Consider the following 15,352-nt stretch of genomic DNA (forward strand, 5'->3'; position numbering starts at 1 on the left):
ACATGGCGATCGAGGCGAAGCGCACCAAATTTATTTTCGTAACCGGCGGCGTAGTCTCGTCCCTGGGCAAGGGACTGGCCTCCGCATCGATCGGCGCATTGCTCGAAGGCCGCGGGCTGAAGGTGTCCATCCTCAAGATGGACCCCTACATCAATGTCGACCCCGGCACGATGAGTCCGTTCCAGCACGGCGAGGTATTCGTCACCGACGACGGCGCCGAGACCGACCTCGACCTCGGCCACTACGAGCGCTTTCTGTCGGTCCGGATGAGTCAGAAGAACAATTTCACCACCGGCCAAGTGTACGACGCGGTGATCAGCCGCGAGCGCCGCGGCGATTACCTCGGCGGCACCGTGCAGGTGATCCCGCACATCACCGACGAGATCAAGCGCCGCATCCTCGAAGCCGCGGAGGACTGCGACATCCTCATCGGCGAAATCGGCGGCACGGTCGGCGATATCGAGAGCTTGCCGTTCCTCGAAGCCATCCGGGAATTCAAATGGGATCGCGGCCGCGAGAACGTGCTCTACATTCACCTCACGCTGGTGCCGTTCATCTCGACTGCCGGCGAAGTGAAAACCAAGCCGACCCAGCACAGCGTCAAGGAGCTAACCGGCCTCGGTATCCAGCCCGACATCTTGCTGTGCCGCACCGATCGCCAGCTTGAACCGAAGATCAAGGGCAAGATCGCCCACTTCTGTAACGTCGACGAGAAGTCGGTGATCACCGCCCGCGACGTCGAGTGCATCTACGAGGTGCCGCTGGCGCTGCATGACGAAGGTATCGACGATTGCCTGATCGAGAAGCTCAACATGTGGACCGGTGCCCCCAATCTCGCGAAATGGCAAAAAATCGTGCAGGTGGTGAAGCATCCACAATCGCGCGTGCGGGTCGCCGTGGTCGGCAAGTACGTCGATCTCACCGACTCGTACAAGAGCCTCAACGAGGCGTTGGCGCACGGCGGCATCGCCAACGAGTGCAAGGTCGAGCTTGACTTCATCGACTCGGAAAAGATCGAAGCCGACGACTTACCCGACGCGCTGACGCGGGCCGACGCGGTGCTGGTGCCGATGGGATTCGGTCCGCGCGGCACCGAAGGCAAGATCGCCGCGGTGCGCTATGCCCGCGAGGAACGCGTGCCGTTCTTCGGCATTTGCTTCGGCTTGCAGATGGCCGTCATCGAGTTCGCCCGCAACGTCTGCGGATTGAAGGGGGCGAACTCCTCCGAGGTCGACGAGCAGACACCGCACCCGGTCATCGATCTCATGCAAGGGCAGCGCATGGTGACCAAGAAGGGTGGCACGATGCGGCTGGGTGCCTATCCGTGCACGCTCGCCGAGCACTCGTTGGCGGCGCGCCTGTACGGCAAGCGCAAGATCAGCGAGCGCCATCGGCATCGATACGAGTTCAACAACGCGTATCGCGACACGCTCGCCAAACACGGTCTGATTCTCAGCGGCGTGTCGCCTGACGAATCACTCGTGGAGATTATCGAGTTGGCCGATCATCCGTGGTTCGTCGGCTGCCAGTTCCATCCCGAGTTCAAGTCGCGGCCGTTCGACTGCCATCCGTTGTTCAAGGGATTCATCCGTGCCGCGGTCCAGCACAAAGCCGAAACGACGCGGACACCGCTGCTCACGGCGGTGCGCGCGGTGCAGTGAGCGCGCTGATGTTGTCTGCGCCCGATTTCTCGTGTCCGGGTAGGTGCCGCCCCTCGATACGCCGCCCTTCGATACGAAGCCTTCGGCTTCTACTCAGGACGGCTACTCGGGGAAGCGGTTTTTTCTCTGGTGGCCCAACACCCATTTGCCCGAGTAGATCGCGTAGCGATTGTATCGAGGGCCTTCTTGTGCACAGCCCTTGTGGCGGTAGGCATGCCGGCTCGTGAAGTCATCGTCGGCTCCGTACGCATCGGTGGCGCTCAGCCGCTCGCGTATCTCGGCGGGCCGTGTGTCATCGAGAGTCGCGACAGTGCGCTGCGGCACGCCGCGGCGATCAAAGCGATGACTGACAAACTCGGCATGCCGTTCGTGTTCAAATCGTCTTTCGACAAAGCCAACCGCACGTCGCTGTCGTCGTACCGCGGCCCGGGATTGCACGAGGGCTTGAAAATTCTTGCCGAGGTCAAACGCGAAATCGGCGTGGCGGTGGTGACCGATGTCCACGAAACGCCGCAGATTGCCGCCGTCGCAGAGGTCGCCGATCTGTTGCAGACCCCTGCGTTCCTCTGCCGGCAGACGGATTTTCTGCTCGCGGTGGCGCGCGCCGGCAAACCGATGAACATCAAGAAGGGGCAATTTCTCGCGCCCTGGGACATCGGGCCGCTGCTGGAGAAAGTCGCGTCGAGCGGCAATCAGCAACTGATAATCACCGAACGCGGCGCCAGCTTTGGTTACAACAACTTGGTCGCCGACATGCGCTCGCTGGCAGTCATGGCGGAGCATGGATACCCGGTGGTCTACGACGCCGGCCACAGTGTGCAGTTACCGGGCGGACAAGGGGCGGCGTCGGGCGGGCAGCGCCAATTCATCCGCCCGCTGGCGCGCGCCGCCGTTGCGGTCGGGGTCAACGCCGTGTTTCTCGAAACCCACGAAGATCCCGATCGCGCACTCAGCGACGGCCCGAACTCGTATCGTCTGAGCGAGTTGCCGGCCCTGCTGCGCGAGTTGCAAGCCATTCATTCCACTCTGGCCACGTTTGGGCGAAGCGATGCCTCTACCACGTAAAGCGCGACGCCCGCCGGCAGTGCGCCGTGGCAAAGCGAGCGAAGATGTGAAACGCGCGCGGCGCGTGCTCGCGATCGAAACCGCGGGGATCGCCGCCGTTGCCAACCATTTGGATCAGCGCTTCGATCGCGCGTTGATGCTGCTGCAAGGCTGCCGCGGCAAGGTCGTGGTCACCGGGATGGGCAAATCCGGGCTGATCGCGCGCAAGATTGCGTCGACCTTGGCGAGCACCGGCACTCCGTCGTTGTTCATGCACGCCGCCGAAGCGCTGCACGGTGACTCGGGCATGCTGGCGCGCGGCGATGTGGTGGTGGCGCTGTCGTACAGCGGCGAGACCGAACTGGTGCAGTTGCTGCCGTTTCTCAAGCGGATGGCGCTGCCGCTGATCGTCTTCACCGGCCAGCCACGCTCGGCGCTGGCGCGGGCGGCCGAAGTCGTGCTCGATGTCGCGGTCCCGGAAGAAGCCTGTCCACTCGGGTTGGCGCCGACCGCGAGCACGACCGCGCAACTCGCGCTCGGCGATGCGCTGGCGGTGGCGCTGCTCGAACGGCGCGGCTTCAAGGCGAGCGACTTCGCGCATCTGCATCCCTCGGGTGCGCTGGGCCGTCAGCTGCTCAAGGTTGAGGATCTCATGCATCGCGGCGACACGATTCCATCGGTGGTCGCCGATACGCCGTTCAAGGAAACCGTGATCGAGATTACGAGCAAGCGGCTCGGTGTTACCGGCGTGGTCGATGGCGCCGGGGGATTGCTCGGGATGGTAACCGACGGCGACCTCCGTCGCGCCTTCGAGCGCGCCCCGGACGTCCGCCTGCTCACCGCGCGCGAGTTGATGACCAGCAATCCCAAGACGGTCGATCGTGCGCCGCTGACCATCGACGGCGCCGCGCTGGCTGCTGAGGCGCTCGCCATCATGGAGCGCTTCAGCATCACGTCGCTCTTCATCGTCGACACCACGCGCCGGCCGGTTGGCATCCTGCACATTCACGACCTGCTGCACGCCGGCGTGGTCTAGAAAGCGAAGGCAGGATCGTCATGACGAATCCGCTTCGTCGTCTCTCTAAGCGATTGCCGCGGCTGCGGCGGGCAGTCCGTCGGATCAAGCATGCCGGGGTCTATTGGCCAACGCGCTTCATGCTGTGGGGGGTCAACCGCCTGAGTCCAGATGCTGCGCTCAACCTGGCCGAACGTGCCGGTGCGTTGCTATTCCGAGTGCTGCGCAAACCGCGACGGCTCGCCGTGGAGCATTTGCGCATCGCGTTCGGTGACCAGCTCTCGGAAGCGTCACGCGTGCGGCTGGCGGGCGCCTCGTTCATCAACATTGCGCGCTGCTTTTGCGAGATCGCCCAGATCGACACGCTGCGCCCGCAGTTCGGCGACTACATCGAGATCGACGGCTGGGATCACGCGCAAGCGGTGCTCGACCAAGGCCGCGGCGCGGTCGTCATCACCGGCCACGTCGGCAATTGGGAATTGATGGCCGCCTATTTCGCGTGGAAGGGCTTGCCGATGGCCACCATCGCCCGTCGCGCCTACGAGCCGCGCCTCAATCAGCTCATCGTCGATCTTCGCCGCCAGCAGGGCGTGCAGACCATCTTGCTCGAGAGTCCGAACGCCACGCGGGATCTCCTCCGGGTGCTCAAGAACCACGGCTTGTTGGCGATCGTGATCGATCAGGAACCGAAGGCCGCTTCCGAATCCGTACCATTCTTCAGCCGGGCGGCGCACACGCCGGCTGCGGCGGCCTCGTTAGCGGTTCGGCGCAAGCTGCCGGTGTTCGCCGCCTTCATTCAACGCCGGCCACAGCGCGGACATCGCATCACGATCTTGCCGCCTTTTGCGGTGCCGGATAGCGGCGACGTGCCGACCGATATTCGCGATCTCACGGCGATAATCAGCGAGGCGCTGGAAGAACAGATCCGTAAGAATCCAGCCGAATGGGTGTGGTGGCACCGGCGCTGGTGGCCCGCACCGCTCACCGACCTTGATCTCGACCGGGAATTGCCATATGCGTACTCGCCCTCTGGTTTGTAAGAGAGTACGCGAGAGGAGGACCCGGGGATGAGTGCTGATCCACGGCTGATCAAGCTGTTTTGCTACTATCGCGACGCCGAGCTGCGCGGGGCCAACCTGCTCATGCGGCTCATCAATCACATCGACGACTCCGACTCGCAGGTGAAGCTGTCGCTGCACCTGGCGGAAGAAACGCACCACGCTTGGCTATGGACCAAGCGCATCACGGATCTTGGCGGCGAACCGAAGACGATCGCCGACGGCTACCAGTCACGCATCGGCTTGAAGACGGTTCCGCGCAGCGTCATCGATATCCTCGCCCTGACCGTGGTGGTCGAAGAACGCTCGCATCAGCGCTACGTCGAACACGCGGCACGCCCCGACATCGATCCGGAGACACTGGCGGTGTTGAAGGAAGTGTCCCACGACGAGAAATGGCACATCGCCTGGATTCGCGCCAAGCTCAACGAGCTGGCGGCCACCGAGGGCGGCTCCGAGCGCGTCGAAGCGGCGTTGGAGAAGTATCGCGAGATTGATCGGCAGGTGTACAACGATCTGCTCGAAAAGGAGCGCCAGGAGTTCGGTGGCGGCCTCGCGCACGCCCCGGCGGCCAGCTGAGTCGCGCCTCGCCTATCGCGTATCGAAGCGGGTCTGCGACCCGTCCGTCACACCACTATGAGCAACACTGCCGCGGCTGGGCCAACGGCTGCGGCTGATACCAGTCGCGCATCGCCGGCGCGCCCGCCGTCAATGCCAACACCGTCGGGGATGGACCGTTTCGAGTATGCCATCATGCGCGCAGCGCTGGCGGTCTGCGGTGCAGTGCCGTGGCGCTGGAGTTTGAAACTAGGCGCGGCGCTGGGGCAGCTCTTCTATCTGTTCGATGCGCGTGACCGGCGCATCGCCCTGATCAATTTGGCGTTCGCGTTCCCCGATCAGCCGCCGGCCGCACATCGCCGCATTCTGCGCGCGACCTGCCGCAACCTCGGCCGCATGGCGTTCGAGATCGCCCACATGCCGCGCCTGACCGTGGCAACGTTGGCGCGCTACGTTCGGGCGGAAGATCCCGCGCGCTGGAATGCCGTCGTCGCCACGGCCCGCGAGCGCGGCGCGATCATTTTGACCGCGCACTTCGGCAATTGGGAGTTGTTGGCCTATGCGTGCGGACTCCTCGGCCAACCGGTGACGTTGATTCACCGCCGAATGCGCAACGCGTTGGTTGATCGCGAGATCGGCGTTCTGCGCGGCGGTGCCGGCACGCAAGCAATTCCGAAGAAGGCGGCCGCGAAGGAGGCGCTGCGACGGCTCAAGGCGCGTGCGCTGGTGGCGATTCCGATTGATCAAAACCAAGTGCGCAGCTTCGGCGTGTTCGTCGACTTCTTCGGCAAGCCCGCCTGCACGACGGCCGGCCCAGCGCGCCTGTCGATGTTGACCGGCGCGCCGATCATTCCGGTCTTCATCGTGCGCGAGGGTACCAGCGAGCGTCATCGTATCGTCGTGTTGCCCGAGATCGAACTGGCGCGCACGGGAGATCGCGAAGCCGACATCCGCGTCACGACGCAGCGCTGCACCGCGGTCTTCGAAGCGATCGTCCGCCAGCACCCGGATCACTGGATCTGGTTTCACAAGCGGTGGAAGACGCGGCCGGAAGGCGAAGCCAGACTGTACTGAATGCGGAGTGAGGAATTCGGAATGCGGAATTTCGGACCGACCTCAAACATTCCGCATTCCACACTCTGCGTTCCGCAATTCGTCCGGGCCGGCATCCACATTCCGCATTCCGAATTCCTCACTCCGCATTCCAGTTGAGTCTTCGCCCAACTTTCGCTAGTGTCGCGGCACGGATTGCGAGGAGTGGGGGAGATGATTCTCACCAAGCGACAGAAGCAGTTGTTCGACTACATCGAGGGATACATCACCGGCCACGGGTTCGCGCCGACGTTGGAAGAGATCGGCGCACAGTTCGGGTTGTCGTCGCTCGCCACGGTCCACAAGCACCTCACCAACCTCGAACAGAAGGGACTGATCACGCGGCAAGCGAATCTCAGCCGTGCGATTGAAGTGGTGTCGCGCCAGAAGAAACGGCGCGCGGTCGAGCTCCCGCTACTCGGGCGGGTGGCCGCCGGTCAGCCGATCGAGGCGCTGGAGACGGCAGATACCATCGCGGTACCCGAAGAATTCGTCCGCAAGCAGAACACTTTCGTACTCCGGGTGGCGGGCAACTCGATGATCAACGACGGCATCTTCGACGGCGACTACATCGTGGTCGAAGAACGCCACGTACCGGAGAACGGCGAAACCGTAGTCGCCGTCATTGACGGCGCCGCGACGGTCAAACGATTCCATCGGGAGAAAGGCGGCATCATCCGCCTGCAGCCCGCCAACGACACGCTCAAGCCGATCCGCGTCAGCTCCGCCGCCGTCACAATCCGTGGCGTGGTGGTGGCGGTGATGCGGAAGTACTGAGCAGCGAAAGACCTCGAGGCATCTGGACGACAGCTGCACTTCGTGTCGCGATGGCTCAAGTCGAACGTCGAGTCCGCATCATCCTCGCTCGGTGATGGAAGACGCGGGAAGGCGCCATGGCGACACCAAGAAGCCGTGACTGGTTCTACTACGCCGATCGGGATCAAGCCCCGAACAATCCAACGCTCGGCAGCACGATCACAACGGATGGGTTCTCGCACGAGAGCAGCGGAGATATCGAGTCACCGGACTGGGTCAGCGAAGAGTGGCTCATCCGCTCTGCCCTCGTCCCGGTTGCTGAACTCTCCTCCGCTGCGGAGCGTGTGTCCCAAAGATCCCTTGATCTAAGGCCTTCTTGGCGCACTTCATCCGACTTCGATTTCGCCGAGACAGCGTGCGTCAGCGGAATCACGGTGCATGCGTGGGCTTTAACGAGGAAGCATCCGATTGACGGGTCACTGCTCGTGGAGTTGAGGCAAGACTTCGTCCGCTATCACTCTTTGGATCGCAGAGGTGCCACAGAGTACTACCATCCCGTTCAGGGGCTCGTCGTGGCAGAGACCAAGGTGGACACCCACCCGTGGTACGACCCAACGGCCAGTGTCACTGTGCATGTCGACTTTCTTCGCGACTACCTTGCGGCACGCCGCATGGGACTGCTGATCTGTCTGTGTGCCGACCGCTTTGCCAACGCCGTGACGAGGCAAGAGCTTGGGGCCGAGGACGTCGACGATGAACAGGTGGGCGAGTGGACCTGGCTCGCGTCAAAGGTGCACGCTCCCGCCGGTTGGCCCTCGCAATGGTGGCAGGCGAGATCCACCCTTCGTCGCAACCTCATCATTCGGCCGCACGAGACGCCTCGAGTTGGGCGCAGCCCTTGGTGGTGCTTCGACCGCCAGCATGCAGCGGAGGGTCAGCCGCCTCTCTTCATCGTCGACGAGCAGGGACGAAGGGCACCACTCGCCTGTGATGGCCCTCCGCGTCCCCCGCTCTTTGGGTATCTGTACTTTCGCGCGGATGTCCTCCGGAAATACTTGACTACGCCGGGCTATCGCGTCGCCTTCCACATGAGGAATTGGGGCGGCGCGTCCGTTCCGGGCAGCGACTACACGATCGACGTCGGGATCAACTCGCACGGACTCGTGAACGCGTTCGCGCCCGATCTTGGGCGGCTGAGTGTTGCCGAGCAGTCATACTGGGCGTCTTTCTCTTCGCTACCAAACGGGGAAATCTGCGAGGAGATGTTTCAAACCAGGATGCAGCAGGATCCGCCGAACTCGCCGGGTGTGATTGATCTCTTCGAGACGGCTCAACACAATATCGAGGTTGCCTTTGAGGCGCGCTTTGGTGGGAGTTTGTTTGAGACCGCTAAACCCGAGGAGCGCGACCTTTGTCGCCTGACAGTCGGCCCGCTCACCGACGACTTCCGCGAGCTTCTCGATCTAACAAAGATCGCCTACTCGTGGGTGATCGAGTCGATTAGCGTGAAGGCGCTGCGAAAAGCGTTGGGCGAGGCAGCGTACGACAAAGACTGGAAGCAGATCCGCCTCCTGGAGGAACTCTTCGTGCGAAGCTGCAAGATCCCGCAGGACGATGGCCATTCGATCGTGGTGCCGCTTCGCGGTTTGCATCGGCTGCGAGTTGCGGCTGCACATCCAGTCGTGCCCGATTTGGCGGCGGCCTTCCGAGAGTTCGAAACTACCAGCCCACCGGATAGACCTCGGTCCGCCTGGGTGCTCTGCGTGGATTCGGTTGTTGAGTGCCTGCGGAAAGTTACCGCCTTGCTTGAGCCCAACGAGTAGGGGGAGACGGGGGTCTCCATGTCCTCTTTGTTCCCTTCCGTTCGCATCGACGGTGGCCCGCTCGGGCGGCCGCACCATCAGCCCCACCGTCCGGCGGGAGTTGCTACGCCGGCTGCTGGAGCTGAATCTCAAGATCGCAGCGGAAGAAGCACGCACGCGGACAAGATGATGCAGCGCCCACTCTCAGCGGCCTTGCCGTTGGCGATGCCACTGCTTGCCGCTCAGCAACGGCGTGACCCTGCCACTCTTCGCAACGGCGGCTATGAAAGGCGGGGCGTGCTTGACGGCGAAACGGCGGATCGCCCCGAGCGCTTTGACGAAGATCTCCGCCATCTCCTTGCCTTGAAGATTGCCGCTCGTGAGCGTGAAGGCGCCAACTCCTGCGGTCATCAGTGCCGCGCACTCGACGGCGCGCCAGCGAATCGCGCGGTCCTTGGTCAACACGATCCACCCCTCCCGACCAGCGTGCTGTAACCACGCCTCATCGGGAGCATCGGCCGCGAAGAAATCGTCGTGCACGTGCACCTGAGCGCCCGCCGCGCGCAGCGCTTCGGCAATTCGTTTCCTTCCAAGCGACCGATCGACGAAGAAGACGATTCGCTCAGGCGGCTTGGACTTCGAGCTCGCACCGAATCGCTTCTTCGATGTCGAGCCGGTCGCGACCATAGTCCTCCGCGAGGTCGTCCACAGACTCTCCCGCTTTGTACCGCTCGGTGACTACCGCGGTGGCAATGCCGGTGCCTGCAAGTACCGGGCGACCAAACGATACAGTCGGATCAATTACGATGCGCTTCGGTTCGTCCGCATCGTGCCTACGCGTAAAAGGATAGAGCTTGATCGGAATACCTGCCGGGTCGCGTTCGATGCGGCGAAGATGCGCTTCCAGCAGTTCGCGCATCGCCAACTGGCCGGCTCGCGAGATGTTGATGAGTTGGCCATAGCGGGTGGTGAAGAGATCCAACCCGTCCGTCATGAACTTCTGATCGGCCAACGGGTGTGCGGACGGACACTGTTCACGGAGATAGCGCAGCGCCTTGCGAACCTTCTGCAGCGACAACTTGTGCTCTCGCCGGATCGCATCCAGCACGTGGATCTCAACCAGATTCAGAAACGACAAGAGCGGGGGTTTCCTCTGCGCGATGCCGATGAGCGGCGCGAACAGTCGTGGCCCGGTTCTAGTCGCATAGGGCTGACCGAGCGTCCAAGCCCGAAGCGTCGCCAGCGGCATCCCAAGGTAGTGGGCCGCCTCTGTGATCCGGTAGGACGGCATCTCGCGTAGGTCTTGCGTAGCTGTTCGAAGCCCATCCGGCATGTGTTCTCAAGTAGCACGCTCGCGTCACGCGGCCAAATCTCCAACGCGCCGCCAGCAAAGACGGGCACAATCGCCCCGAACCAGCCGCTGCATTTCTTCCGCGCGGTTGCTACACTGCGCGCGATGCAAACTCGCTACGACCTCGTTGTCATTGGCAGCGGTCCCGGTGGGGAGGGCGCGGCGATGCGCGCGACCAAGGAGGGCAAGTCGGTCCTGGTGATCGATCGGCAAGCCGAGGTCGGCAGCGCACCGGTGTGATCTCTTCGCACGGTTGCGACACGGTGGAACGCAGGAGTAAACTAACGACGATGAAAGCCACATCCCTGGGGCGGTACGTCGTCGCAGACCCGAACATCTGCCACGGGCAGCAGACCTTTCGCGGGACGCGCATCTTGGTAGCTGATGTACTCGAACAAGTCGCGAGTGGCATGGCCTGGGAGGCCATCGTCGATGAGTGGCGCAGCGCGATCACCAAAGACGCCATCGCCGAGGCAGTGCGCTTAGCGCGCGAAGCGCTGGTACACCACGCCGACCAGCCGGCCCGTCGCATGACGGGCTCGTGATCGTTCTAGACGAGAACATCCCGGAGAATCAGCGGCAACTCCTGCGGAGCTGGCGCGTCCGCGTCCAACAGATCGGGCACGACCTCGGCCACCAAGGGCTGGCCGACGACGCGATCGTTTCGCTGTTGCGCCGGTTGGGATCGGCGACCTTCTTTACTCGCGACCTCCGTTTCTGCCAGACCGCGCGCTGCCATCCGCGCTATTGCTTGGTATGTCTCGCCGTCGAGCAGTACGAGGCGGCAACCTTCATTCGTCGCATGCTGCGCCATCGCAGGCTCAACACACGCCGGCGGCGGATGGGTACTGTCGTCCGAGTGACCCACACGGGCCTGCGCGTGTGGCGACGTTCGGGTGATGAGGAAGTGTTGTCGTGGTGAGTGCCGACATCGCCCGCCTGCGTGAGACGCGCGCCGACGGACCGGTGCGTCCTCGCCTGCTAGTTGTCTGGCTGCACGATTCGCCCACCAACTAAGGACTGGCACTCCCCCGCGAACCAGCCGCTGCATTCCTTCCCCGCTGTTGCTACACTGCGCGCGATGCAAACTCGCTACGACCTCGTTGTCATTGGCAGCGGACCCGGTGGGGAAGGCGCGGCGATGCGCGCGACCAAGGAGGGCAAGTCGGTCTTGGTGATTGATCGGCAAGCCGAGGTCGGCGGCAGCTGCACGCATTGGAGCACGATCCCGAGCAAGGCGCTGCGCTACGCGGTGCGGCAAGTGATGGATCTCACCCACGCGCCGTTGTTTCATGAGCTGCTCAAACCGGCGCGACTGACGTTCGCGCAGCTGCTGCAGAGCGCCAGCTCGGTCATCAGCAAGCAGGTCAACCTCCGTCAAGGATTCTACGAGCGCAACGGTGTCCGACTCGTGCAAGGGCGCGCATCGTTCATCGATCCGCACATCATCGACGTCGAAGAGGACAAAAGCGCGCACGAACGCTTTGAAGGGGACGCATTCGTGATCGCCGCCGGTTCGCGACCGTATCGTCCGCCCGACGTCGATTTCCACCATCCGCGCATCTTCGACAGCGAGACCATCCTGCGGCTTGAAGATACGCCGCAGTCGATCACCATCTACGGCGCCGGTGTCGTCGGTTGCGAGTACGCCTCGATCTTCCGCACCCTGGGCGTGAAACTCAATCTGGTCAATACGCGCAAGAAGCTGCTCGAGTTCCTCGACGACGAAATCATCGACGCGCTCTCGTATCACTTGCGTGAACAAGGCGCGTTGATCCGCCACAACGAGGAGTACGAACGCGTCGAAGGCGAAGACGACGGCGTCGTGCTGCATCTCAAGTCGGGCAAGAAGCTCAAGACCGACATCCTGCTGTGGGCCAACGGTCGCACCGGAAATTCCGACGGCCTGGGCCTCGATCGGCTCGGCATCATACCTGACTCGCGCGGCAACATTCCGGTGAACCACGACTACCAGACCGCCCTGCCGCACATCTATGCTGTCGGTGACATCATCGGATTTCCCGCCCTCGCCAGCGCGGCGTACGACCAGGGACGCTTCGCCGTCTCGCATCTGCTCACCGGCACCTGTGAGCACCTGATCGATCTGATTCCGACCGGCATCTACACCACGCCCGAGATCAGCTCAGTCGGTCGCAGCGAGCGCGAGCTCACCGAACGCTCGGTGCCGTACGAAGTCGGCCACGCGTTTTTCAAGAGTCTGGCGCGCGCGCAGATCACCGGGCAGACCGTCGGCATGCTGAAGATTCTGTTCCATCGCGAGACGCTGCAGATCCTCGGCCTGCACTGCTTCGGCGATCAGGCGTCGGAGATCATTCACATTGGCCAGGCCATCATGTCGCAGAAGGGCGAGGCGAACACGATCCGGTACTTCGTCAATACCACCTTCAACTACCCGACCATGGCCGAAGCCTACCGCGTCGCCGCGCTCAACGGATTGAATCGTCTCTTCTGACGTGCCTGAATCGCGTCGCTGCGACGCTTCGTGCTAGGGTCGCCGGCATGCGGGTTCCGCTCCTTCGCACCGCGCGACTCGTCATTCGCCCGTTCGAGCCCGACGACTTGGACGCCATTCATCGCATCCTCGACCGCGAACTGAGCGACGCCGACTTCGGCACCGAAGGAGTGCAAACCCGCGACGAGCGGCGAGAGTGGTTGACATGGTCGATCATGAACTACGAGCAACTCGGTCAACTCAATCAGCCGCCGTATGGTGATCGGGCGGTTGTGGTGAAGGATACGAACGAGTTGGTCGGTGCGTGCGGGTTTGTGCCCTGCCTGGCGCCGTTCGGCCAACTGCCATCGTGGCGAGTCGCCGAAGAGACGCGACGATCGTTTCGCGCCGAGTTCGGTTTGTACTACGCGATCTCGCCGGCGCACCAACGCCGTGGCTACGCCACCGAAGCGACCCGCGCCTTGATCGAATACGCGCTGAATGATCTGTGCCTGCATCGCATCGTGGCGACCACGACGCACGACAACGCTGCGTCGATGGCGGTCATGCGCAAGTTGGGAATGCGGATCGAGCGCAATCCCGATCCCGATCCGCCGTGGTTCCAAGTCGTGGGTGTTTTGGAGAGCGGTGGTCGGACATGAAGCGCCACTTCCGAGCCGCACGCTCCTATCGCTCGTCGGGCTTCTTCAAGCCTTGCAAGCCTTGGCCAACGCTGTCGAACATCGCCTTCGGGCCGATCCCTCCCGGTGGCGGCAGCGCGTTTTCGCGGGCCATCATGTCGCTGGGCTCACGCTCTACCTGACGCACCGGGCCACCCGACGGCGAGTGCGTCTCTTGGATCGGCGAGTGACGCCACCGGGTCCATGCGATGAGTGCGATGACGACGAGCAGCAACAGCACGAGGTTCCTCATGTCGCTGATTCCTCCAGGTCAGATGGTACACGGCCGGGCGGCTCTACACTAGTTTCGAGTGCATACGAAACACGTGTCTGCCCCAAGAGATGTCTTGCACTAGACGCACAATCAGCATACGAGCGGTGGCCGATGCAGGGGGACCGATGAATCGCGCAAGAACAATGGCCATTGCCGCCTTGGTTGCGGCGGGATGCGTCGCTGTCAGCGGCTGTGGCAGTAGCGACGACACCCCGCTCGTGCCGACCGCGACCAGCCTTCCCACACAAACCCGCACGCTGTCGCCACGCCCCACTGTGTCGCTCACGCCGACCTTGACCACTACACCGTCATCGACGGCCACCCTCACGTCGACCGCCACCGCAACTTCTTCGAGCACGGTGACGCTCACCGCCACTGCGACGGCTACCTCAACATCCTCGAACACGGCGACAACCACGCCCACCGCGACTGACACCGCCACCGCCACGCCGACGTTCACCACTACCGACACCCCAACCGTTACGCTGACGCCGACCGAAACCCTCACACCGACCGTCACTCCCACTCCGACGGAGACCCTCACCCCGACGGACACCGCGTCGCCCACGGTCACACCGACGGTCACCGCCACGCCGACGGCGACCAACACGCTGGGCGTGCTGGGTGTGCGCCACTTCGTCCTCGATCCGGCCAAGAGTATTTTCAAGGTAAAGATCGCCGGCGGGCTGTCGATTGACTTGGGAAGTTTCCAAGGCCAAACCAACGGCCAGACCGAACCGGCATTCCTCGATCTTGAAGCCGGCCAGCCCGATGCTCAGGGAGTTACCCGGATCAACGTCCTCCGCGCCTCGGATTACATCTTTGTAAATTCCGACTTGGCTCAGATTGTCTTTTGCATCAAACCGATTGTGCCGGTGATGTCGGCGGGCGTGCTGGGCTGCAACGGCGGTATGGACATCGGCATTTCACTGAACGTAGACCATCATCTCGGACAAGTCGGCGTCGATGGCTTCACCCTCGCGCAGTGCACGGCGCAGCGTGGGACCGTCGAACTTCCATACGCGCTGTGTAGCGCCGGCGCCGTCGGGCAAGCGTGTGATGTCGATACCGACTGCAATACATCGGGGACCACCAACGATGGCGTGTGCACCCATGCGCCGTCGACGTGCACCGCCGGCAAGGTCGGCGCCGTGTGCGAGCACGATATCGACTGCGATGTCGATGGCGGCGACGGCCATTGCGGGAGGCCGCATCCAGGGGTTTGCAACGGCTCGTTGGTTCCCGGATTCGGCACTGGCGACACGGGGCCCGGCGAACTGTTCATCGTCCCCAATCCCGATCCAGCCGTGCAGCTGAACGGATTGCCAATTGAGTTCACTTTCGAGCAGGCGCTGCCCTGCGGTGACGAAGGTCCTCCGGCCATGCGCCTTCCCTTTGCGTTGACCACGGGCCATTCGCGATCGTTGGTGTTGAACGCCAACAACGAACTCGGGCACACTTTGAACTTCGACGTTCAGGGCGAGAATTTCTCGTGCACGGACTGGCAGGACAGCAAGCGCGGCCGTCTGGTGCTCAGTGCTCCGGCGATCGACCAAATGCTGGTTGGTGACATCGCCACCATCTTCAATTTCTCGGCGCACTGAAATCG

General features: G+C 63.0%; 17 protein-coding genes. 14 read left to right on the forward strand and 3 right to left on the reverse strand.

Annotated features, from left to right (window positions below; genetic code table 11):
* The first annotated feature begins 2 nt into the window (after window positions 1-2).
* From HYR72_10235 to HYR72_10270, 8 genes are all read left to right on the forward strand, one after another.
* Window positions 3-1,661, forward strand: a complete 1,659-nt coding sequence (locus tag HYR72_10235; GenBank protein ID MBI1815345.1) for a CTP synthase — start codon at window positions 3-5, stop codon at window positions 1,659-1,661.
* A 213-nt stretch (window positions 1,662-1,874) separates the two neighbouring features.
* Window positions 1,875-2,726 carry a 3-deoxy-8-phosphooctulonate synthase gene (gene kdsA, locus HYR72_10240; GenBank protein MBI1815346.1) on the forward strand — a complete coding sequence of 284 codons (852 nt, stop codon included), beginning with the start codon at window positions 1,875-1,877 and terminating at the stop codon, window positions 2,724-2,726.
* Window positions 2,710-3,741, forward strand: a complete 1,032-nt coding sequence (locus tag HYR72_10245) for a KpsF/GutQ family sugar-phosphate isomerase (protein MBI1815347.1) — start codon at window positions 2,710-2,712, stop codon at window positions 3,739-3,741. The genes kdsA and HYR72_10245 overlap by 17 nt, the downstream gene beginning before the upstream one ends.
* Window positions 3,742-3,761: 20 nt before the next feature.
* On the forward strand, window positions 3,762-4,760 hold the full coding sequence (locus HYR72_10250) for a lysophospholipid acyltransferase family protein (protein ID MBI1815348.1): 999 nt from the start codon (window positions 3,762-3,764) through the stop codon (window positions 4,758-4,760).
* 27 nt (window positions 4,761-4,787) lie between these two features.
* Window positions 4,788-5,357, forward strand: coding sequence for a ferritin-like domain-containing protein (locus tag HYR72_10255; protein MBI1815349.1), 570 nt, complete (start codon window positions 4,788-4,790; stop codon window positions 5,355-5,357).
* Between the two features lie 174 nt (window positions 5,358-5,531).
* On the forward strand, window positions 5,532-6,410 hold the full coding sequence (locus HYR72_10260; protein MBI1815350.1) for a lysophospholipid acyltransferase family protein: 879 nt from the start codon (window positions 5,532-5,534) through the stop codon (window positions 6,408-6,410).
* 192 nt (window positions 6,411-6,602) lie between these two features.
* Window positions 6,603-7,205: a transcriptional repressor LexA gene (gene lexA / locus HYR72_10265; GenBank protein MBI1815351.1), complete on the forward strand. Its 603-nt coding sequence runs from the start codon at window positions 6,603-6,605 to the stop codon at window positions 7,203-7,205.
* A 116-nt stretch (window positions 7,206-7,321) separates the two neighbouring features.
* The gene (locus tag HYR72_10270) at window positions 7,322-9,007 is read left to right on the forward strand and encodes a hypothetical protein (protein MBI1815352.1); all 1,686 of its coding nucleotides are present in this window, start codon (window positions 7,322-7,324) and stop codon (window positions 9,005-9,007) included.
* 183 nt (window positions 9,008-9,190) lie between these two features.
* Here the strand turns inward: HYR72_10270 and HYR72_10275 are convergent, their stop codons facing one another.
* Window positions 9,191-9,673, reverse strand: coding sequence for a hypothetical protein (locus HYR72_10275; GenBank protein MBI1815353.1), 483 nt, complete (start codon window positions 9,671-9,673; stop codon window positions 9,191-9,193).
* Window positions 9,609-10,319 carry a DUF433 domain-containing protein gene (locus HYR72_10280; GenBank protein ID MBI1815354.1) on the reverse strand — a complete coding sequence of 237 codons (711 nt, stop codon included), beginning with the start codon at window positions 10,317-10,319 and terminating at the stop codon, window positions 9,609-9,611. Before HYR72_10280 ends, HYR72_10275 begins: the two co-directional genes overlap by 65 nt.
* A 123-nt stretch (window positions 10,320-10,442) precedes the next feature.
* Between HYR72_10280 and HYR72_10285 the strand changes: the two genes are divergently transcribed.
* From HYR72_10285 to HYR72_10305, 5 genes are all read left to right on the forward strand, one after another.
* Window positions 10,443-10,577, forward strand: coding sequence for an FAD-dependent oxidoreductase (locus HYR72_10285; protein MBI1815355.1), 135 nt, complete (start codon window positions 10,443-10,445; stop codon window positions 10,575-10,577).
* A 50-nt stretch (window positions 10,578-10,627) separates the two neighbouring features.
* Window positions 10,628-10,882: a DUF433 domain-containing protein gene (locus HYR72_10290; protein MBI1815356.1), complete on the forward strand. Its 255-nt coding sequence runs from the start codon at window positions 10,628-10,630 to the stop codon at window positions 10,880-10,882.
* Window positions 10,879-11,259, forward strand: coding sequence for a hypothetical protein (locus tag HYR72_10295; protein ID MBI1815357.1), 381 nt, complete (start codon window positions 10,879-10,881; stop codon window positions 11,257-11,259). Before HYR72_10290 ends, HYR72_10295 begins: the two co-directional genes overlap by 4 nt.
* Window positions 11,260-11,418: 159 nt before the next feature.
* A complete protein-coding gene (sthA, locus tag HYR72_10300) occupies window positions 11,419-12,810 on the forward strand; it encodes a Si-specific NAD(P)(+) transhydrogenase (GenBank protein MBI1815358.1) in 1,392 nt (463 codons plus the stop codon).
* Between the two features lie 47 nt (window positions 12,811-12,857).
* On the forward strand, window positions 12,858-13,451 hold the full coding sequence (locus HYR72_10305) for a GNAT family N-acetyltransferase (GenBank protein ID MBI1815359.1): 594 nt from the start codon (window positions 12,858-12,860) through the stop codon (window positions 13,449-13,451).
* Between the two features lie 25 nt (window positions 13,452-13,476).
* On the opposite strand, the gene HYR72_10310 is transcribed toward HYR72_10305, so the two are convergent.
* The gene (locus HYR72_10310; protein ID MBI1815360.1) at window positions 13,477-13,722 is read right to left on the reverse strand and encodes a hypothetical protein; all 246 of its coding nucleotides are present in this window, start codon (window positions 13,720-13,722) and stop codon (window positions 13,477-13,479) included.
* A 146-nt stretch (window positions 13,723-13,868) separates the two neighbouring features.
* Here HYR72_10310 and HYR72_10315 point away from each other — a divergent pair, with 146 nt between their 5' ends.
* Complete coding sequence (locus HYR72_10315) at window positions 13,869-15,347, forward strand: hypothetical protein (GenBank protein ID MBI1815361.1); 1,479 nt, start codon at window positions 13,869-13,871, stop codon at window positions 15,345-15,347.
* Window positions 15,348-15,352: the final 5 nt, after the last annotated feature.

The sequence above is a fragment of the Deltaproteobacteria bacterium genome (genome assembly GCA_016178705.1).
Taxonomy (GTDB): Bacteria; Desulfobacterota; Binatia; order HRBIN30; family JACQVA1; genus JACOST01.